We start from the raw sequence: 20,761 nt of genomic DNA, 5'->3' as shown, positions 1-20,761 counted from the left end.
TCTCCTAAAAATAAAAAATCGGGTTGACGTATAAAACCTTGGCGCACATTATTTTACTTCCTCCTCTTCGGCATTTTATGCCATGCTCGAGACTGAGCCGGCGTACAGAGCAGTAGACCATTCGAACAAGTTATTAACCCAGTAGTACCCGCACCCGATGCTGTTGTCTATCATCCTGTAATGCAATGCTATTACCGTCTAACTGGCGTACGCCATCCAGCTCTATCGCGGCAACACCACGTGCCACGCCATTCGGGTTTTCAATCGTGACTTCATAAGAGGCATTTCCGTGCTGATAAACGATGCTGTAATTGCGCCAGGCTCTGGGAATGCATGGGTCAAACACCAATCTGTTGGCGCGGACCTGCAGACCTAAGATCCACTCCAATCCGGCACGGTAAAACCAGCCTGCCGCTCCGGTGTACCAGGTCCATCCGCCACGCCGCACGTGGGGAGGCTCGGCATAGATATCCGCCGGCAGCACATACGGCTCGACCTTATAGGCGTAAACGCCGGTGCGGGTGGCCGTTCGGTTGATTGGATTTAGCATACGCATCAGTTCCGCCGCCTTGTCGCCATCACCGAGCATGGCATAGGCGATGACGGACCAAATCGCCGCGTGGGTATACTGACCACCGTTCTCCCGAACTCCTGGGGGATAACTCTTGATATAACCCGGATCTCGCTCGGTTTTGTCGAAGGGAGGGGTGAATAGCAACACCAGGTCGTCGCCGTAGCGAATGAGGTATTCCCCTACCGACAACATCGCCCGCTGCGCTCGTTCGGCTTCCGCGGCACCGGAAATAACACCCCAGCTCTGAGCAATCGAATCGATGCGGCACTCGGCATTGGCGGCGGAACCTAAGGGTGTGCCATCATCGAAATAGGCGCGCCGGTACCATGCCCCGTCCCATCCTTCCGTTTCCACAGCGGCCTTGAGTTGGCCGGCGTGTTCACGCCAGCGCACGGCGCGCTCGTTATCTCCCCGCGCCTCCGCCACAGTTGCGAATTCGGAGAGCGTGGCGGTCAGGAACCAGGCCAGCCATACGCTCTCCCCCTTGCCTTGGTGGCCGACCCGGTTCATACCATCATTCCAGTCACCACTCCCCATCAGGGGCAGCCCGTGCGAGCCCGTTTCCAGGCTCAGGTCGAGCGCGCGTGCGCAGTGCTCGAAAAGACTCGCTTGCTGGGCCGACGGGGTCGGCTCGTAATAGGCGTCATCCTGCTCCGGCGCCAGCGTGGGGCCCTCCAGAAAGGGTAGCTCCTCCTCAAGCACGCCGGCATCGCCACTCACTTTGATGTAGTGGGCCACGGCGTAGGGCAGCCAGACCCGGTCGTCGGAAAAATGGGTACGTACGCCGCGGCCGGTGGGGGGATGCCACCAATGTTGCACATCGCCCTCGACGAACTGGCGCGCCGCAGCGCGCAGGAGATGGGCGCGGGTCAGATCGGGCCGAGTAACCACTAGCGCCATGCTGTCCTGCAGTTGATCGCGAAAGCCGAATGCCCCGCCCACCTGATAGAACCCGGCCCGAGCCCACATGCGGCAGCCCAGGGATTGGTACAGCAGCCAGCGGTTCAACAGGAGGTCGAGCTCCCGGTCCGGTGTTTTCACTTGAATCTTGCCGAGCATTTGCTCCCACGACTGCGTCACCCGGCTAAACGTCGCGGCGACCTCGGTTGCTCGATAGCGCTGAACCAACTCGCCGGCATGGGCACGGTCATCCCCTTGTCCCAGCAGGAATACGATCTCGGCTCGACCGTTGGGCTCGAGTTCGATCACCGTCTCCAGTGCTGCGCAAGGATCCAGCCCAGCGCCGACGCGGTTTCTCAGCGCCTTGGGACGCAGCAAGCCCGCCGGTGCATCCAGGCTCCCGTTACGGCCGATGAATTCAGCCCGATTCCCGGTCCACCCGGTCTGCCGACCGGCGAGATCGGCGAACGCGATGCGATGGCCGAATTCCACGTCCCAGGGGTTGTAAGCGAACAGGGCGCCCGTTTCCGGATCAAGCTCGGTGATGATGTGAGCCGCTGTCACGGTACGCGAGGCACCGAGCACCCATTCCACGTAGGCCGCGACCGTCAGCCGGCGGGTTCGCCCGGACATATTTTTCACCGTTAAAGACGAGATCTTCACCGGATCGTCCGGGCTGACGAATTGTAGAAGCTCGCTATGAATCCCATGGGAGGCGTGCTCGAAACGGCTGTATCCCTGCCCATGGCGGATCACATAGCTCGCATTATCGACCCTGATCGGCAAGGCGGTCGGACTCCACAACTCGTTCGTCTCATCGTCACGCAAATACAAGACCTCCCCGGGGGGATCACAGACCGGATCGTTCGACCAGGGTGTCAACTGATTTTCGCGGCTGTTGCCACACCAGGTGCAGCCGCTGCCCAACTCCGAGACCATAAACCCGAAGTCAGCATTGGCTATCACATTGATCCAGGGGGCCGGTGTCCACTGGCCGCTGTCGAGCACGATCACGTATTCGCGTCCGTCGTCGCTAAACCCACCGAGACCGTTGAAGAATTCGAGCGTGGGCAACGCCAACCGTGGCGAATGGGCTCCGGGAGCGGGCAAGGCTCTTGGAGCGACGAAAGCGGCCGCCGGTCGGGGGTGCCTCAACAGTTGCTCTGCCAGCGTGCCCCGATTGCTGACGAGCACCGCACGTGCAACCGTTTGGAGCAGAAGCCGCTCTTCCGCCGAGAGCTGATCGCTCCGCATGACAAAAATCGCACCGTGATCCCCATGCTCGTGATGGGCCGAAAGCGCCTGGTTCTCCCGCACCATGCCCTCCAACAGAGTCTGCAGATCCTCGACGTACGACAACTCCTTCGCGTTCAAGATCACCAAGTCGACGGCAAGTCCTTTCATGCGCCAGTACTCGTGGGCACGCAACAATTGTTCGACGATGGTCCGGTCTTCAGGCTGCGTGACGCTCAGCAACGCGATCGGCCGATCTCCCGAGATACCGTGCCGCCACAGCCCGGCGCGGTCCAAGGTATTCATCTGCATCAACTTGCCGGCCGGCCGCAGCGAGGGATCGGCATAGAGCAGGCGGTTAGCCAGGTTTTGAAACAGCTGGGCCTCGTCCGGCTTGGTTCGCAGATGATGCAGCTGGACATGAGCGTGCGTCCACGCCTGGGCGGACACCCGGTCCCACGCAGCCACGCTGTGGTATTTGTCGGCGGCATCCTCCACTGCCTGGCGTGACGCGGCGACCAGGGTCGTGAACGTCACGTGTTCGGTTGCACCTGCGGCAATCCGAACCCGTGTGCGCAGACTGAATATCGGATCGAGGACGGCGCCAACGGTGTTGGTCAGGGGACGCCCGTCCATCACCGCAATCGGTTCACGCAACGTTTGTCCACGTCCGACGAAGCGGGCCCGGTCGGTTTCGTATTGGAGCCCGTCACCGGTTCGGCCATCGGCCAGCAGGTGGGCTGCCCAGATTTTCGGGTCGCCGGCTGCGCGCTGGCGCCGCTGCGCGATCAACCCATGCGCCTGGGGCAGATACTCGGTGTGGACGAACAGATTGGAAAAAGCCGGATGTGCGATGTCCGCAGGAAAGGGTGCGAGTACGACTTCCGCATAGGAGGTGATTTCGATTTCCCGAGCGAGTGCCCCATTATTGGTCAAACTCAAGCGACGGATTTCCGCATCGTCCTCGGGCGACACGACAATCTCCAGGGTACTGACCATGCTGCCGTCCGTGCGGGTGATACGGGCACGGTCTTCGAGAAAGACCACCTCATAATGGTCGGGAGCTGCCGCCGTCGGCTGGTACCCGGCTGACCACACCTGGCCGCTCGCTGCATCGCGCAGATAGATATAACTGCCCCAGGCATCCCGCGTCACGTCTTCGCGCCAGCGCGTCACCGCCAAGTTTTGCCATAGGCTGTAGCCCGATCCGGAGGCGGTTATCATCACCGCGTAACGGCCGTTGGACAGCAGATGCGCCGAAGGGATCGAAGACGTGGGGGAAGGCACGCGCCGGACCGGGGGTTGCACGGATTCCTTGACTTCGGAAAGCACCTGGAGAAGCGGCATACAGCGGGTATCCGCGCCCCGCGGGATGCGCTCCTGCAGCAACAAGTCGGCCGCCTGGATCAGTGGCGCGCGGTGGAAGCGATGGCGCATTGCCCCGTCATGCACCACATTGGAGAAGGCCACCAGGGACATGCCCTGGTGGTGGGCCATGTAGCAACGCACCATCGCGAAGCGCTGGCCCTCCGCAAGCCGGATCGGGGTGAAATCGAGCGCTTCATAGAAGCCGAAGCGGCCCAATGCGCCCTCCTTTTCCAAACGCTCGAAGTTTTCCACGGCGGCATGCGGGAGGTACATCGCGGCCAAGGCAGTGGCGTAGGGAGCAATCACCAGCTCTTCTCCGAGGCCTCGCTTCATCCCCAGGCCGGGTACGCCAAATGCGGCGTATTGATAGATGAAGGAGAGGTCGCGGCCGTTGAAAGCCGACTCCGACACGCCCCACGGCACGCCCCGTTCTTTGCCATATTCGATCTGTCGTTTGACCACCAGGCGGCAGGTCTGATCGAGCAGGCTGTAACGTGGGGTAAAGGTCACCAGGGAAGGCATCAGGTATTCGAACATCGACCCCGACCACGACAGCAGCACCGTACCATGCGCGGCGCGTGTCACCCGGCGGCCGAGGTGGAACCAGTGCGTGCTCGGCACATCGCGCTTGGCGATCGCGACGAAACTGGAGAGGCGAGCCTCGGAGGCAAGCAGATCGTAATAGCTGGGATCGAGGGTACCTTCCGCCACACGGTACCCGAGTGCGAACATGTGGCGTCCGGTTTCATAAAGAAAGCGGAAATCCATTTCGTGGAACAAGGTGTCCAGCTGTACGGCCATCTTCTCCAGGCGGTCCGTGAGCGCTTCGGCCCGTTCTCCGGCGCTCCGCAGCGCCATCGCCAGTGCGTCCAGATCACCGGGTTCCAAGGGTCCGTCGGGCGATGCCTCAAGGCAGGCCAAGCCCAGGGCATAGCAGCCGGCGAGGTCACTCAGGTGAGTCTCCAGGGTCATCTGTTGCCGGAACGCCACAGGATGAGGGCACGGCGATTCCGATTCCGCCCCGGCTTCGAGGCGGTCCGCGAAATGGATCCAGGGAACCAGGCTATCGACATCGCGCGCGTGAGAGCGGATGTCGTCGCACAGCAACGTAGCCCACGCCAGCACTTCGCTGTCGCCCGCGTCGCCGCGTTCGGCGGCATAGGCACGTGCCAGGTCCAGCAGCGTGTCGGCGCAGAGTGTCGACTGCCGCCATAACAGGCTCCAGCCGGCCGGGTCAGCAGGATGGCTTCCCAAAAGGTCCCCGAGGACGCCTACTTTTTGTCGCAACTCTTTCAGCGTCACGGTGAGCGTACGCCTATCGTCGCTGATTTTTGCAAGCGCGGCCGTGAGCAGTTGATGGGTATCCAAAAGGCCGGTCAACGCGATGGAGAACGCGAGCGGTCGCTTCAGCGTTTCCCGGCACGCCTCGGCCAGCGCGAGTAGATGCCCCGCCAGGTTGCCGCTGTCCACGGTCGACACATAGCGGGGTTCCAGCAGGTGCAGATCGCGGGTGTCGTACCAGTTGTAGTAGTGGCCGTGCAGACGCGGCAGCGCGGCGAGTGTTGTCAGCGTGGCTTCGATCCGGTCGACGGTGTCTATCAGCCCGAGCCAGCCGAAATCACGGGCGGCCACGACGGACAATAGATAGAGGCCGAAATTGGTGGGCGAACTGCGATGGGCGATAACGGGTAGCGGGTCCTCCTGAAAATTATCCGGCGGCAAATGGTTCTCTTCCGCCGTCACGAAGGTAGTGAAAAAGCGCCAGATCCGCCTTCCGATCAAACGCAATTGCACGCTATCCCGAGGCTCCAGGCATTCTGCCCGATCCAGTCTGGGCGGGAGGCTCAACGCGCGGGCGGCGACCGGTGCCAGCCACCATAACAGCAGGAACGGCGCAGCGTCCTCGATGCCGGCCGGATTGAAAAACAGCACCACGGCGCCGGCACCCATGACGATCGTCGACGAGTTGCGCAGGGGCCGGATGAGGTTTGTGAGAGCGTGACCTGCCGCTGTCTTTGCCTGCAGGGCGGTGACCCACTTCAGCAATTGGCGCCGGGTAATGAATAGCCGCACCAGGGTACTGACGATGGCGTCCACCATCAGCCAAGCGTGTTGCGCGAGCAAGGTCAGCGCCACCAGGCTGTTGCCAATTGCCCATAGCACATCCTCTCCCGCCGCCCGCAGATGGGTGCCCAGCGATATACCGCGACGGGGCGACCTGAACCCACTGGCGGTCGCCAGAATCGCGGGAAAGGCCAGCGCCGTCAGCACGAACCCGATTAGGATCGACTGCGGTGCATTCGGGATGGCCCAGACTGTGATCAATGCACACAAGGTCCCAGGGGCCGAGAGAGATCGCCGCAAATTGTCGAGCATCTTCCAGCGTCCGATCATGGGCATACCCTTGCCGCGAGCGCCAAAGATCCACGGTAACAACTGCCAATCGCCGCGCGCCCAACGGTGCTCGCGCGATGCTGCGACCTCGGTGTGGGAAGGAAATTCCTCGAAAAACTCGATATCGCTCACCAGCGCACAACGCGCGAATACGCTCTCGAACAAGTCATGACTAAGCTGGGTGTTGTCCGGTACGCGCAGGGCCAGCGCGGCTTCGAAGGTGTCTACGTGATACAGGCCCTTACCGCTGTAAGTACCGAGTGCGAACAGGTCCTGATAAAGTTCGGATACTTCGCTGGCGTAGGCGTCCGTACCGGAGGCGCCGGCAAAAATCTGGTGAAACATCGAGCGCTCCAGCCGCTGCGGCAGGGTCGGTGTCACGCGGGGTTGGAGGATGCCGTAGCCTTCGACAACACATTGGGTAGCCGGATCGAACACCGGCCGGTTCAGCGGATGGGCGGCCACGCCCACCAATTGCGGCACGACGCCCATAGGCAGCTTCGTGTCGGCATCAAGGGTAATGACATAACGGACACCGGGCGGTGCGGCGGCCGGCTTGCCGCCGATCGGGAGAAAAGAAGTATCGGCGGCGCCACGCAACAGACGGTTGAACTCGTGCAGCTTGCCGCGTTTGCGCTCCCACCCCATCCACTTGCCTTCGCATGGATTCCACAACCGTTTGCGGTGGAATACAAAGAATCGTTGTTCTCCGTACTTGGCGTTGAGCGCGGCCACCGAGGCAGCGGCTACACTTAGCAGCCGGTCATCGTTCGGCATCGTTTCCTCCTCTGCGTCCGCCCAATCGGACAACAGGGCAAAGCGCACCTGGCCGTCCGGATTGGACAGATAGCGGATTTCCATCTGCTCGACCTGCTCCTTAATTCCGGCCTCGTTGACGAACATCGTCGGTACGACGACGAACGTGCTCAGCCTCTCGGGCACGCCGTCCTTCAGTTCGAGCCGCGGCAGGTGACGCGGCGGCAGACTCGCAATCATGAGCCGGTTCACCAGGCCCACGGCGATATCCGAGGCGGGAAATGCGCCGAACAGCGCGAGCAAGAACAGCTCAAATTCGCTAAGCCCCGCCGTGAAGCTCGCGCGTAAAGGAAGTGAGAGCAGCAACAGGGTCAACCCCCCGAGACTCCCCACATAAGCGAGCCCCGCGTGGGCCATATAGGCGCGCAACAGCCGTTGTTTCAACGACGGCCGATAATCCACTTCCCGTTCGAACGCGTACCGGCCGGCACTGATCAAATAGTAGCCCGGTTCCTGTTGTCGTTCGTCGGTCGTAGCGTGCTCGCTGAAGCGCTGGACCTTGTCGATCACCCTGCGAGCGATCTCCACCTCCGAATGCGGCGAGCGTCTGGCGAGATCCTCGATCGCGTGGCGGTAACGATCACGGGTCAGGAAGTCCATCGCACCGTAGCCATCGTGAGCGCGCAGGCACTTATCCACCAGGCTGACGTCCTCGACGAATTGGGGCCACTCGAACGCAGAGATGGCGCGCATGCTGGTGATAATGTTACGGACCGTCAGGTTATCGGCGACTTGATCGGCGTGTTCCCGATGCACGATCTCATCGAGGCTGACGCCTTGCTCGTTGAGCCAGTCATTCAGAAAATCGAGGGAGAGCGCTGCGCCCGGATGCGGGTCGTGCAAACGCTGCAGGATCTGGACGGCGTACGCCTGACGCAGCGGGGGGGCGGGTAATACCGCCGCGGGAAGCGCCTGGTCAGGCGTATCGGATTGAGCGGCGATTCGTTCGACCTGATCAACGAATTCATCCGCCGCTCGACGGGCGGTTTGGGAACGCATGATGCGAACGGCCAGACGGCGAAGATTTTCGACCAGCAGGACCCGTAGAGTACTCGGTATCGCCCAGAGTTCACCGAGCGTGAGGGGCTCGATGGTTTGGTACGCCCGCACGAACAGCGTAAGCAACTCCGGGGCGAAGCGGCTGTCCGTATGGGCCGTCAAGGCCCAGGCGATGCCGTAGACGCGGGGATAGCCGGCGAGAATGCCTTCGGCCAACTTGGGCAGTTCCCGGTAGTAGCTTTCGGGCAAGTCGACATGGTTGTCGATGACCTGCTCTTCGACTACATGAAAATTATCGAGGAGCCACTCCTCGGCCGGCGTGATGGCGTGTTGCTCGCGCACCGCCTTGGCGACGGCTTTATAGGCTGCAAGCAACACCCGGGAATTCTCGCGCACCCTCGGGATCAGTTTCCGTCCTTCCTTGCGACTACTGATTTTTTGCGCTTGCGCCAAACTCACGGCATGTTGTTCGAGCCGTTCGGCGCTGAACAGCTCGAACCGTATGGGTGTCTCATCTCCCCCCGGATGCTCCACTCTAGCGGGCCGCCTTCGTTCTGGCCTTTTCAACATGGTTTGCTCCGAGCCCAAACAAAAAGCTGTCAGTCGGCTGCATTCGATTGAGCAGAGAGCCTAAGCGACCGGCTTAGGCGCCTCTCCAGTAGGCTGAAGAAACCTTTCCATATCTCAGGGCGAGCAGCCTCCTGAGACAGGTTCTAAGTGAAAGAACAAATTAGTGGCAGGGTCGCGCGTGGTCTGTACGGTATCGAACAGAAGGTCGCTGTCGGCCGTCCCCGGAACCTTGGCACCGGGCGGGAGTAGGGATTTCTTTTATTTCCTCCGATCCCGGCGGCTTCGACAGGTTCAGGACAGACTGCTGAGGCGTGGGACGAGCCATAAAGAAAGGCAACGCCTTTCAGGTAAGGGAAACCGAATCAGGGCTGGGGTTCCGCCCTTGGCGCAGCAATTTGTCCCGCTGAGCCGAAAGGCTGCGCTTGCGAGGCGCCGCCATTGGCTTATTTGAGCTTGGAGACAGCGTTGGCCAAGCCGGTCCTCAGGTCATCCCAGACCCTATCCGCAGTCTCTTTGACCGTCTCCCACGCATCGCCGCTGTCGTCCTGTAACTCTTTCATCTTTTCAGCGGCCGCATGCTGTTTGGCACGTAAGGCATCGAGTTCTTCGAGGTACTTGAGCTTCACATTTGCCGCGGCGTTCTCCGCCTTGGCCGCCAAGAGATCAATCTGAGCGCTCCACTCTTTCAGTTCTGAAGCCAGGCTTTCTATATACTCGTCTTTTGTTTTCACGGGTTTGTCTGTGGTGTTGATCGGCGTTCTTACGTCGCTCCGTATCGGTTTGTGCGGCTTCGAGAGGCGTCGATGCCGATGTGATCCCCGGAAAGAGCGCGCTTTGCGGTCAGTCGTTGCTTGTCGTTTCAGTCACTGGAAAGCAGCCTAACCGCAACATCAGGCGCCGTCGGTACGGTAACGCACGTAAGCCGCTGTCGCGGATAGATTTCCGGATTCCCGTTGGGGAAACCGGCAAGGCGGCTTCCCCCTCCAGGCCACAAGAATGGCCGGGTTGGCGGTTGTTCCCGCTCCGGGGCTGAACGCCTCTTGCTATGCCGCGCACAGCGAATCCCACACTATTCGAATGCTCAACGAAAATATCCGCTTGCCCCCTTGCAGAACGCCATGGGGTTGCTTTAATTAACGTCGAAATACGAGCTTCGTGCGAATCGCATCACCTGGAATTTTGCGCTTGGCCTCACGGATGCAGGCCTTCGATCTCCATCGGTAAATGTGACTGCTGCCTATGACCGACCTGGAAAGTCCTCGCCAAAACCGCCTTCTCGATGCGCTACCTGCAGCCGAATACGAGCGCCTTTTGCCCCATCTTGAGTTGATCCCAATGCCGCTCGGCCATGTTCTTCACGAGGCAGGGAGCCAGTTGCGTTACGCCTATTTCCCTGCGACTTGCATCGTCTCCAAGCTTTACGTCATGGAAAATGGCGCGTCGGCTGAAATCGCCGTGGTCGGCAACGACGGCGTCATCGGTATTGCCCTCTTCATGGGCGGTGCAACCATGCCGAATCGTGCCGTCGTGCAGAGTGCGGGCTACGCATATCGGCTGCCGGCCCACATCCTTATGCAGGAGTTCGACCGCTCGGGGGAATGCCGAAACGGGGCATTGCACGATTTGTTGCTGCGCTATACCCAGGCGCTGATGACTCAGATGGCGCAGACGGCGGTCTGCAATCGGCATCATTCCATCGACCAGCAACTCTGTCGCTGGCTGCTGCTCAGCCTGGACCGGCTGCCCGGGAACGAGTTGACCATGACCCAGGAATTGATTGCCAATATGCTAGGTGTGCGCCGTGAAGGCGTGACGGAAGCCGCTGGGAAATTGCAGCGAGCAGGATTGATTGATTACAGCCGCGGCCACATCGCGGTGCTGGACCGGCCGGGATTGGAAGCCCGGGTGTGCGAATGCTACCAAGTGGTCAAAGCGGAATTCGAGCGTCTGCTCCCCCCCCCCGGCAGGGCGACCCTCGGGACGATCCGTTTAGCGTGTCCGCCTAAGCCCGATCCAGCGTAGGTTTGTCTGCCAACGCACAGACGGTGCGAATTTTTTGGATAAATCTAGGTTTTTGAGACGCGGGAGTCCATCTCCGTGTCTTCGGCCCCCTGCGTCGGGACGACATTGCATCCTCTCCTGGTGTCGCCGGCTGGGTTTTCCAGTGATTTCCGGAGAGCCGCCGTGCCATACACCCAAGTTGTTCCCGCCACCAATCGTCTATTGGCCGCCATCCCGGAGAAAAACCGTCAACGTTTACTGGCGAATTGCGAGACGGTCGAACTCGGAGTGGCCAATGTCCTGCGAAACCCCGGCGATCCGATACGCCATGCCTATTTTCCCACCGGCAGTGTGATTTCGTTGGTGCTGCCCGTCGATTGCAGCAATCGCGACGCGGGTGTCACTCCGCCCGGCCAGGCCGGAAACTGGCGTCGAAATCGGTAGGCACACACCCAATGATCGATAGGCTTCGTATCTCAGCCAATCCTACCTGGGCTCAATTGGTACAAAGGCATTGTCCCGCGTACTGCGGTAGATCGCAGAGGGACTTAGACATGCAATGGTTCATTGGGGGATGCCAACAGGTCGATCCTATCGTGCATCCGTTCTTGTCGATCTTGCCGTTCGTATTGCCAGGTTTATTGCAAGAATAGGTCGCCTTGCAGGATTTCTTGGTCGATGTGACCTGCTCCCCGAGATTAGTCCGGTCGTGATGTAGAGTCTGCCTCGATAGGAGGCGGCATGAAGAAGCGTTTCACCGAAGAACAGATCATTGGCATCCTGAAGGAAGCCGAAGCCGGCCTAAAAGTAGCGGAGCTGTGCCGCAAGCACGGGCTCAGCGAGGCGACGTACTACAACTGGAAAGCGAAATACGGCGGCCTGACAGTGTCGGATGCGCAGCGGCTCAAGGCACTGGAGACCGAGAATGCCCGGCTCAAGCGCCTGCTGGCGGAGGCGATGCTGGACAATGCTGCGTTGAAAGAGGTTGTAGGCCGAAAGTGGTAAGCCCACAAGCCAAGAGGGCGGCGGTCTCCCATCTGATGACAAAGCACCAGATGGGCGTCACGCGGGCTTGTGGGCTGATCGGTATTTCTCGGTCGCTGTATCGCTACGAAGCTAAGCGGCCAGCAGACCAGGAGCTCAAGGAACGACTGTGCGAATTGGCAGCGCAGAAGCGGCGCTATGGGTATCGCCGGCTGCACGTGCTACTTTGCCGAGAGGGTTGGGAAATCAACCGAAAGCGCACCTATCGCGTGTATCACGAGGCCGGCCTGATGGTCCGCAAACGAAAGCGGAAGCGCATTGCCGGCGTGGAGCGCCAAATCAAGGTCGCGCCATCGGCGCCTAACGAGAGTTGGTCTATGGACTATGTTTCGGACGGTTTGGCCGATGGTCGGCGGCTGCGGTGCCTGAATATCGTCGATGACTTCACGAAGCAGTGCTTGGCCATCGAAGTCGATACTTCGCTGCCTGGCAGACGTGTAGTCGGTGTGCTGCAACGGCTGGCAGAGATCCGCGGATTGCCCAAATCAGTCACCGTCGACAACGGCCCCGAGTTTGCCGGCAAGGCTTTGGATGAATGGGCCGATAGCCAAGGACTGTGCTTGAGCTTCATCCAGCCAGGTAAGCCACAGCAGAACGCCTACATCGAAAGCTTCAACGGCAAATTCCGGGATGAATGCCTGAACGAGCATTGGTTCGTCTCGATGCGCCATGCTCGCCAAGTCATTGAGGAGTGGCGTCGGGAATACAATGAGCAACGCCCCCACAGTTCGTTGGCTTACCTGACGCCAGATCAGTTTGCAGACACATTTTTAACCGCAGACTCTATGTCCGTTTCGGACTAAATCGGGGAGCAGGTCAGATGTGGCCTCAGCCATACAAGCAGTATGTGCTTTTTGAGCGGTCTTCTTGCACAGCTTTCGGGCCGGCTTATCTGTTTCGGCCTTGTGTTCAGCGCCTCGCCCGGCGCGCTGCTGGAACCTGAATTGCCCTCACCGCCGCCGCCGTCACTCATCGGTTCACCTTATGTTTCATATTCGTCGCCAGGGGGTACCCCCTCGCCATTTCTCCGAAAATGCTTCTTAAAAAAGAAACAATCAATCAATCAACCAAGCAAGCAATGGTTGCCGGTAGGACTAGCCGGGGGCCGTACTTCTCGCGAAGCAAGACCAGTAATTCATTGGGTGAGCATTCGCCGATCGCGGTTTCACCACCGGGCCGGTACGGATCGCCGTAGAGTTCGGCCAACCGGAAATGGATCGCCGCCCGGCGCACCGCCTCTTGTTACGCGGCCGCCCGGGAAAGTTGGTGGTCTACCTTCAGAACTGCGGCTCGTTCGTTGACGTACTCGGTCATATCGTTGGCGTGCTCCTGTTGCAGCAGCGCCAGCGGTTCGGCCTTCCGGTCGCGGATGGCGGCGCGCTGGTCTTCGGAGAGCCGCGACCAAGGCGAAACGTGGATACGGCCGTCCACCGCCGTGAAGACGAAGCCGAGTGCGTGAAGGCTGACAAGGAGGGCGGCTGCACTCATCAAAACGCCACCGCGTTATCGGACGGATGGGGGAGCACCAAACCGGATAGTAGCTTCCAGGTCGGTTTTTACCGGTCGTTACTACGCTAACCTCGCCGAACTTCGCCGATCTCATGCGGCGGGGTAGAGGAACAGGGGAAAGAATTTGCGGCGTCAACCTCGCCGCCATTCTCTTTCCTATAGGGCGGCGGCGAGGTTGAAAGTGGCGAGGTAGATTCTTTTGCTATGGATGATTCAGTATGTACCTCGCCATTTGTATTGGCGGGGTAAGCTACCGGATGCAGGTAGGTTTTACGACCTCCTTGACGACGTTCATTGGGTAGTTCGGCTTCTACCGCTCGTCCGGATACAAGCAACTCGGCAAGCGCAGTTCTTCCGGCGGAACGAGATAGCGCGATACTTCCAAAAGCGGCATCGAGTGTGGCTTTGCTGTGCCGGCGATCTCGAGCAAGTTCGCTGACAAGGAAACGCTCAAGCTGCTCCGCTTCTGCTTTACGAACCTGTTCCGGCGCGGCCTTGGTCTCGATGGCGTGCTCGAACGCATATCCCGCCCGCTTGATCCAAATAATCGGCAAGTTCGGTTTCGCATAGCTCAACTTGGGTCTTGCCAGCGCGACGATGTTGGTGTCAGGCTCATGGCGTAGGGTCGGCGGGGGGCGATGGGTTCCGCCTCTCTCGAGGGCGTAGGGCTGCAAGACCGCTACCATGCGGGCACCGTCCGCCAGCGCGGAACCGCCCCGGCCGGCGTACTGGTCCAGCGTCCTGTCTCGGGCCACCGCCTTGCCGGTGTGGTGCACCAGTCGGACGCAACAGCCCAGGCCGCGAACGATCCGCCGAGCGGCGGTAATCAGGGCTTGTTCATTCGTGTTCACCGATTCCTCGGACGCGCCGAAACTCACAAGGGGATCGAAGACCACCATCACGGGCGGATCGTCGCGGTAGGCGTTGACGATGCGATCTACCAACCCTCCGGCGAAGATGCTCCCGCCTGCGGCATGCACAAGACGCACGTCCAGGCCGGTCACGTCCCATACCCGCACACGATCTAAAACGATGCGCCGCTCCGGGGGCTGCAATTCCATAGCGTCCATGATCTCGCGCAGCCTGGCGGCGAGGGCTTCCCGTGGATCCTCCGCGGTGACGATCAGCGTCCACCCTGGCGCACGGGTCACCATGCCCCAGACATCACGTCCCAGTGCAATAGACACCGCTTCATGCAGCAGGATCGTGGTTTTCCCCGTGCCCCCGGGCGCAATCAATGTCGCTACGTCGGCATAGAGGTAATCCTGCACAATGCAGCGGGGCGACAGCGTAGCTGCGCTGATTTCCTCTTCCGTCAGCCGCAAGGCTTCCGGCGGGGGCGGATCGACCGGGGCGCTGCCTGCGAGTTGGTCGGCCAGGTCATCGAGTCGGCGTTCAGCGGTGGCTCGCATGGCGCACCTCTCGAGCAATGCCGTGGATCGTCTCGACGGCTTGGCGTGCCCGCAGGCAGTCAGCAACGCTTGTGCCCCTGCCGTCGAGCATGTCGCCAACCACGATGGCGCAAATGGAGGCCTCGCGCGCCGCCAGCACAATCAAATCGCGAGCGCGGTGCTCAAGGATGCCTTGGTGCGGTCGATAGCCTTTTGGCGGCGGTTCTCGGGGTGGAAAGAGGTCGCTGACGGACAGACCGACCGCGACCAGCACGTCATCGACGCCGCAACCGACGAAGCAGTGGGTCAGGATGCGGCCGTCTTCAGTCTGGCGGATCGACAGGCTGGGCGTCCGGTCTTCGTGCGCGGGGCATTTCGCCACCCATTTGCCGGGGCCGGTCTGCCGGACGCCCGATAGGTGACGCAAAAGGTTTGGCGGACACAAATTTTTCACTCTGCCGTTCCCACGCGAGGAAGGCTGCATGCGTACGCTTCCAATTCTGAAACGAAAAAGAGCCGCCGTTTCTTGTTGGCTTCTACTGGGATTGGAAACGCTGGATCGGTGTTCCGGAGCTCGTATAGCGACGAAATCGGAATGCATAGAAGCTGTGAAGCGCCCTTGATATCGGTCAAAATTGGGCGGATCGCCTTCGTCTGGTGGGATGAATTTGGCACTTGGAGCTCCAGTTCGATTAACTGGTGTCCAGTTTGAATTGACCAAGCGGGGGGCGCCAGGAATCCTAGCGGATATCCGGGACAAGCCTGGCCTGACTTGTCCCATTGTGCGATAAGTCAGATCAGACAGTGGGTTTACGCGACTCCGCGATGAGCTTTTTTATGTAACTCAGCGAGTATGGGGTGCCGTTGAGTTGGGTTACACGGTTGGCAGCGCAAGATTTCAAAATCAACGCAGCCCGTTCGCTCAGCTTCAACCTGCATGTGTCTGGGTGCTTCAACAAGTCGGCATTCACGGTTTTTATGAATTTTTGGTTATTTTGAGCTTTCTCTTTGTTGGCTTTTGCTCCTTTGGCTCGGGCCTCCGCGGCCTGGGCCTGAGCTTTCCACTGTTCCTTGGTATACAACGCCAGCGAACGCTCGTAAGGCATCTTTGTCGCCCACCGTTCCGCCGCGATGCGGTCGTGTACCGACATACTCATTATCGCCAGTGCCCAGGCCGCGACATTCGCGACTGAATCAGGGGGCTGTTTGGATAGGTAATTCTTGGCCTCGGTCAACCTGCCAGTGAGGTCCATATCAGCGTTACCCAGCAAGAACATGCAAAAGTTGTCCGGGGATTCATACTTCCGCCTCACAATCGGGTCTTCCGGCAATTCGTGGGTCAGTTCGTCCAACGACTTCATCCTACCCTGCCGGATGCAACTCGATATGGACGCCGGCCCGCCCTCCCAGCGCCTTAGCGAATCGCTCGATGCTGCGCCATGAAGGAATACGGGCTCCGCTTTCCATGCGGGCGACAACGCTTTGTGTGGTTCCCATCCGTATGGCCAATTCCGTTTGAGTCAGCCCGGCGGCCGCTCGCGCCCGGACCAGTTCCCGCGCGATGGAGAATTCAGGCTCCATCTCGTCGTACTCCCGCCTCACATCCGGGTCTTCCAGCAATTCATGGGTCAGTTCGTCTAGCGTTTTCATAGCGTCCTCATTCGGTTCATGGCAATTTCAATGGCACGACGGGGTGTTTTCTGGGTCTTCTTGGCGAACACATGGATTACGGTAAGCCGGCATCCGTGCTGCGCTACGTAGACGGCGCGGGCGATGCCATCGCGCCCCTTCATCCGCATTTCCCACGGCCTGCCTTCCAGATGCCGCACATGCGGCATGCCTACGTGGTGCGGACCGGACTCGGCGATCATCCCGCTGATATGGATAAACCGCGCCCGGATGTCCGCCGGTATCGCTTTCAGCTCCGCTTCTGCTTCCGGGATCAGTTCAATGACCCATCGATGTACCACCATTATATGCCTTTTTTGCTATAGAGGAACGCGCTTACCGACCTCGTAGCGTCACCACGTTTGACGACTCTGGCACGCCAAAACTCGGCAATTTGGACTGCACGGCCGCCGCCAAGGTGCGATCACACAGGTGGGCATAGTGCCGAGACGTGATCCGGGTATCCGCGTGCCCGAGCAGCTTGGATATGGTCAACAGGTCCGCCCCGGCTTGGGCCAGCAACGATGCGTAAGAATGCCGTAGGTCATGGAAAGAAATCGCCGGCTCGATCCGGGCGATCTTGCAGGCATCCGCCAGCCGGCGGCACTGGTGTGAACTACCCCAAGGCTGTCTGTCCTCCCGCATAAACAATAAGTCTTGGTCCAGCTTGCCAGCCGCCATACCTAAGAAAAACGCCTGTCCTTCCTCATTCAGCGGTACCCACCGTGCCCGGCCGGTTTTGCCTTCGCCCGAAATCCGCACCGCGCCGGTGCCGTAGTGGAAGTCGCCGACCATCATCCGCGCCAGCTCGCCATAGCGCGCCCCAGTCAGTAAGCTAGCCCGGACCAATTGCCGGAAGTCAGCCGGACAGGCGTTCACCAGTCGGGTACATTCGTCCACGGATAGGAACCGAATCACGGGTTCGTCAACGCGCCCGAACGGTTTGACCCGCCGCCACTCTGAGTCGTCTACCGCGAGTCCGTCTTGAAAGGCTTTGTTCAAGATCGCTTTCAGCACGGTCAAGACGCGGTTTGCGGTCGACTTCCGCGCCCGCATATTGTCCGGTGTGGCCTCCCACGCTGACAGGTGCTGCACGCCGGATTCACCCGCCTTGAGCCGTTTCCGTGGGGGCACGGTGCATAGTCCTTCGTGCCATTTCCGCAGCTCTCGGACCGTCAGCTCGTGCACTTGTTTTGCTCCCAGTTTAGGTAGGATGTGGGCACTGATCGTCCGCTCCGTGTCCTTGAAGGATTTCCGGTGCACGCGGAACCATCCCATATAGTGTTCGGCGGCCTCGGCGACGGTCAGCGGTTTAACCCGCTTATGCGGCGGCAACCGGGCTTCGGCGGAAATCTCCCGGCATCGGGCTTGCGCCTGGCTGAAGTTCAGCACCAGCACATCGTCTGAGTCGGCGTAGTCGTCGGCGGGGCCGATCTTGGTCAGCGACTCTTTATCCGATGAATCCACGACGCGGCAAAACCATGCACCTGCGCCAGATTTCCCCCGACGGTAAACCAGACTCGCGCCCGGCCCGATGTTTAATGCGTGCCGTTTGCCGGCTTCGAGCTTGAGCCGTGCCGTCCGGCTCTCTAGCCCTGTTGATCGTACTGCGCGTGCCATTGTGATGACCTTGTATTGGGTTTGTCAGGTCGCTCCGGTGCCTGCCAGATGTCAGCGAAATGTCCGCCAAGTGTTCCTAAAAGTGTCCGTGTCCGCCATATGTCCGCCAGATATTCTCGGAGTTTGTCGGAGATTATCAGAATAAAAAGATAACGTTGTCAACGAGATGAAAAACTAATTCGGAGGCTGCCAGAGTTTACTGGAGCTAAGAGAAGTCTAGTTGCAACTCTTTCACGGCGGCGACGGGGGTTCGAATCCCCCTGGGGACGCCATAAACGCAATGGCTTTCGGTTCGCTGCGTCGTTCGTATGGAACGATGCATGAGAATGCGCCGTGCGGTTGAATGTGAAAGATGATGGGCGGATGTCCCCACGTTTGCCCCTGCACTGGCATCATCGGATTTTTCAGATCCGAGATCTTCTTGGCGCGAGTTCTAATAGTCTCCCAAGTTTTTCGATCGCCGCTTTTCGTTGCGGAATCCATTCGGAAAACCTTGGTGCGAAGACGGCACAGAATTGCGAATGCCAATCTCATAACGGCGCCGCGACTATTTGTCGGGCCGCCAATTCAGTTTATTCCGTTTACCTGGACGATAAGTTTCGCAACGTCCTCCGCAGGCAATGGCTTAGCAATGAGGAAGCCTTGAATCGCATCGCAGCCAGAGTTTTGCAGCAAGTTTTTTTGCGCCTCCGTTTCCACACCTTCGGCAATGATTGTCAGTCCAAGGCTGTGGCCGAGTGCGATGATACCGTCGCAAATCTTGGCATTTCCGTGATCGGTCTCAATGTCCTGAACAAAGGAACGATCGATTTTCAGGCTTTGGATGGGCAGGAGTTTGAGTCGGCCCAATGAGGAATAGCCGGTGCCGAAATCGTCGATGGAGAGCGTGATTCCATAATCCTGTAGCGATTTCAATATTGCCTGAACACGGCTGAGATTTTCCATGATGGCGGATTCGGTGATTTCGAGTTCGATATCAGAGCCGGATAGGCCATGGCGTTCGACGATCGAGCCCAGGGCTTCGAAAAATGACTCATCCTGCAGTTGTTTCACCGAAACGTTGATGGCCATGCGTACGCCGGCGATGCCTTCGTTCCGCCAGCTTCGCATCTGATGGCATGCCCGGTCGATGACCCACAGCCCCAAGGGCAGGATGAGTTTGGTCTCTTCGGCGATGGGTATGAACCGGTCGGGAGTGATGGCGCCGAGTACCGGATGGCGCCACCGTAATAGCGCTTCGACGCTGCAGACGGAGCCGGTGGCCAGATCGATCTGGGGCTGGTAATGGAGTCTGAAGCCCCCGTGCTTCAGCGCGTCGCGCAGGCCGTTTTCGATTTCGAGCCGTTCCCTGACGCCGCGATTTATGGCCTGGCTGAAGAATTCGAAGGTGTTGCGTCCCCGGTTTTTGGCATGGTACATCGCGGCGTCAGCGTGCTTCATCAGGGTCTCCGCGCTGTTTCCGTCGGCGGGATAAATGGCAATGCCTATGCTTGCGCCGGAGTGCAGCTGATAGTCCTCGACTGTATAAGGGCGGCAGACGCTTTCCAGGATTCGCTCCGCCATGGACGTTGCGGTCGTCGAGACATTATTGCCGGTGATCACGACGATGAACTCGTCGCCCCCCAGCCGCCCGACCACCTGGCTTCCGTGCACATTTTCGGTCAGCCGCCCTGCAACTTGTCCCAGCAGCGCATCGCCGATCCGGTGGCCCAGGGTGTCGTTGATTCTCTTGAAATTGTCCAGGTCGATGAACATCACCGCGACCTGCTTCTGCTCCCGCCGGGCGAATTCGACCGCTTGTTCGAGGCGTCCGTGCAGGAAAATGCGATTGGGCAGATTGGTGAGCGGGTCGTGATGGGCGAGATGCTTGATCCGGTCCTCTGCCTCTCTTCGTTGGGTAATGTCGCGGAACGCACCGTGGACATAGCGCCGCCCATCCATTTCGAAGGTGCTGCTGCTGACTTCCACCGGAATGGTGGTGCCGTCGGCCCTGATCAGCGATAGCTCGATGGTTCCGGTTTTGCCGCGCAACATATAGCCGAGAAAATCGGTTTCCGCACTATCGGCATCTTTGCGGGTTTCCTGGAGATTGCTCATGTGCTGGCCGATGATTTCATTGCGGGACATTCCCAGCAAAGTTTCGGCCTGCCGGTTGCAGTCGACCAGGGTTCCGGTCTCGGAATCGGTGACGAGGATGGCGTCGTTGGCGACCTCGATCAAGGTGCGGTAACGCCGTTCGCTGGCGCGGAGCGCGCGGTTCTTGGCCACTTCCTCCTGGCGGCGCCGTTCCAGATCCTCAAGTTTCATGGTGCCGGCAACGACAATCCCGGAAACCAGGAGGGCGGCCACCATCCCCGTGGCCAGATAGTCGTAGGTGACTTCCCCTTTGAGGAGCAAACCCATCGCTGCGGTCACGACTTCGGACATCACTACGGAAGCCAGAATGCCGGCAATCCACAGGTACTTCCCCAAGATGATGATGAGTGTCACCCGCTTATTCCTGTTCTCGCTTTGTCCCCTGGCTTCCGGTGTACGGAAACTGCGGGGATCGGGCATTGATTGGTTCTTGTTCTCGTGGCCACGTCTGTCGTGACGTGGCGGAGATATTTTAGCGCCTTCGCCGGAGGAGTCCGCCACCGTTCGGTCCGTGTTCGGTGTCGGGACGAACTTCCTG

The 20,761-nt window shown here is 59.7% G+C and carries 13 protein-coding genes; 3 read left to right on the top strand and 10 right to left on the bottom strand.

The annotated features are described in order from the left end of the window. Positions 1–133: 133 nt before the first annotated feature. Both OOT43_RS03860 and OOT43_RS03855 read right to left on the bottom strand, forming a co-directional pair. A complete protein-coding gene (locus OOT43_RS03860; protein ID WP_266023394.1) occupies positions 134–8,854 on the bottom strand; it encodes a GH36-type glycosyl hydrolase domain-containing protein in 8,721 nt (2,906 codons plus the stop codon). Positions 8,855–9,297: 443 nt separating this feature from the next. Next, on the bottom strand, positions 9,298–9,585 hold the full coding sequence (locus OOT43_RS03855; protein WP_266023393.1) for a sll1863 family stress response protein: 288 nt from the start codon (positions 9,583–9,585) through the stop codon (positions 9,298–9,300). Between the two features lie 508 nt (positions 9,586–10,093). Here OOT43_RS03855 and OOT43_RS03850 point away from each other — a divergent pair. From OOT43_RS03850 to OOT43_RS03840, 3 genes are all read left to right on the top strand, one after another. After that, entirely contained in the window at positions 10,094–10,876 is a 783-nt protein-coding gene (locus OOT43_RS03850) for a Crp/Fnr family transcriptional regulator (RefSeq protein ID WP_266023392.1), read from the top strand. 162 nt (positions 10,877–11,038) lie between these two features. Continuing rightward, a complete protein-coding gene (locus OOT43_RS03845) occupies positions 11,039–11,299 on the top strand; it encodes a hypothetical protein (RefSeq protein ID WP_266023391.1) in 261 nt (86 codons plus the stop codon). 297 nt (positions 11,300–11,596) lie between these two features. Further along, positions 11,597–12,702, top strand: a protein-coding gene (locus tag OOT43_RS03840; RefSeq protein ID WP_394358016.1) for an IS3 family transposase whose coding sequence is annotated in 2 segments (ribosomal slippage) — positions 11,597–11,855 and positions 11,855–12,702 — 1,107 coding nt in all. Because the reading frame shifts where the segments join, the coding sequence is not laid out codon by codon here. Between the two features lie 439 nt (positions 12,703–13,141). Here the strand turns inward: OOT43_RS03840 and OOT43_RS03835 are convergent. From OOT43_RS03835 to OOT43_RS03800, 8 genes are all read right to left on the bottom strand, one after another. Continuing rightward, positions 13,142–13,387 (bottom strand): hypothetical protein, encoded by a 246-nt coding sequence (locus tag OOT43_RS03835; protein ID WP_266023390.1) that lies wholly within the window; start codon positions 13,385–13,387, stop codon positions 13,142–13,144. A gap of 86 nt (positions 13,388–13,473) precedes the next feature. After that, complete coding sequence (locus OOT43_RS03830) at positions 13,474–14,820, bottom strand: AAA family ATPase (protein ID WP_266023389.1); 1,347 nt, start codon at positions 14,818–14,820, stop codon at positions 13,474–13,476. Beyond that, the gene (locus OOT43_RS03825; RefSeq protein WP_266023388.1) at positions 14,804–15,253 is read right to left on the bottom strand and encodes a DNA primase; all 450 of its coding nucleotides are present in this window, start codon (positions 15,251–15,253) and stop codon (positions 14,804–14,806) included. Before OOT43_RS03825 ends, OOT43_RS03830 begins: the two co-directional genes overlap by 17 nt. 343 nt (positions 15,254–15,596) lie before the next feature. Further along, positions 15,597–16,151, bottom strand: coding sequence for a hypothetical protein (locus OOT43_RS03820; protein WP_266023387.1), 555 nt, complete (start codon positions 16,149–16,151; stop codon positions 15,597–15,599). Between the two features lie 10 nt (positions 16,152–16,161). Beyond that, on the bottom strand, positions 16,162–16,449 hold the full coding sequence (locus OOT43_RS03815; protein ID WP_266023386.1) for a helix-turn-helix domain-containing protein: 288 nt from the start codon (positions 16,447–16,449) through the stop codon (positions 16,162–16,164). After that, positions 16,446–16,772 (bottom strand): type II toxin-antitoxin system RelE/ParE family toxin, encoded by a 327-nt coding sequence (locus OOT43_RS03810; protein ID WP_266023385.1) that lies wholly within the window; start codon positions 16,770–16,772, stop codon positions 16,446–16,448. The genes OOT43_RS03815 and OOT43_RS03810 overlap by 4 nt, the downstream gene beginning before the upstream one ends. 31 nt (positions 16,773–16,803) lie before the next feature. Beyond that, positions 16,804–18,087 (bottom strand): tyrosine-type recombinase/integrase, encoded by a 1,284-nt coding sequence (locus OOT43_RS03805; RefSeq protein ID WP_266023384.1) that lies wholly within the window; start codon positions 18,085–18,087, stop codon positions 16,804–16,806. A gap of 567 nt (positions 18,088–18,654) precedes the next feature. Then, entirely contained in the window at positions 18,655–20,577 is a 1,923-nt protein-coding gene (locus tag OOT43_RS03800; protein WP_266023383.1) for a putative bifunctional diguanylate cyclase/phosphodiesterase, read from the bottom strand. Positions 20,578–20,761 lie beyond the last annotated feature (184 nt).

It is taken from the genome of Methylococcus mesophilus, assembly GCF_026247885.1.
In the GTDB taxonomy this organism is placed as follows: Bacteria; Pseudomonadota; Gammaproteobacteria; order Methylococcales; family Methylococcaceae; genus Methylococcus; species Methylococcus mesophilus.
This window is presented reverse-complemented; position numbering and strand designations above follow the sequence as displayed.

Bases quoted from the DNA above. Each gene is read 5' to 3' on its own strand.
- OOT43_RS03860 (WP_266023394.1), bottom strand. From the start codon at position 8,854: ATGTTGAAAAGGCCAGAACGAAGGCGGCCCGCTAGAGTGGAGCATCCG.
- OOT43_RS03830 (WP_266023389.1), bottom strand. From the start codon at position 14,820: ATGCGAGCCACCGCTGAACGCCGACTCGATGACCTGGCCGACCAACTC.
- OOT43_RS03805 (WP_266023384.1), bottom strand. From the start codon at position 18,087: ATGGCACGCGCAGTACGATCAACAGGGCTAGAGAGCCGGACGGCACGG.
- OOT43_RS03810 (WP_266023385.1), bottom strand. From the start codon at position 16,772: ATGGTGGTACATCGATGGGTCATTGAACTGATCCCGGAAGCAGAAGCG.
- OOT43_RS03850 (WP_266023392.1), top strand. From the start codon at position 10,094: ATGACCGACCTGGAAAGTCCTCGCCAAAACCGCCTTCTCGATGCGCTA.
- OOT43_RS03815 (WP_266023386.1), bottom strand. From the start codon at position 16,449: ATGAAAACGCTAGACGAACTGACCCATGAATTGCTGGAAGACCCGGAT.
- OOT43_RS03835 (WP_266023390.1), bottom strand. From the start codon at position 13,387: ATGAGTGCAGCCGCCCTCCTTGTCAGCCTTCACGCACTCGGCTTCGTC.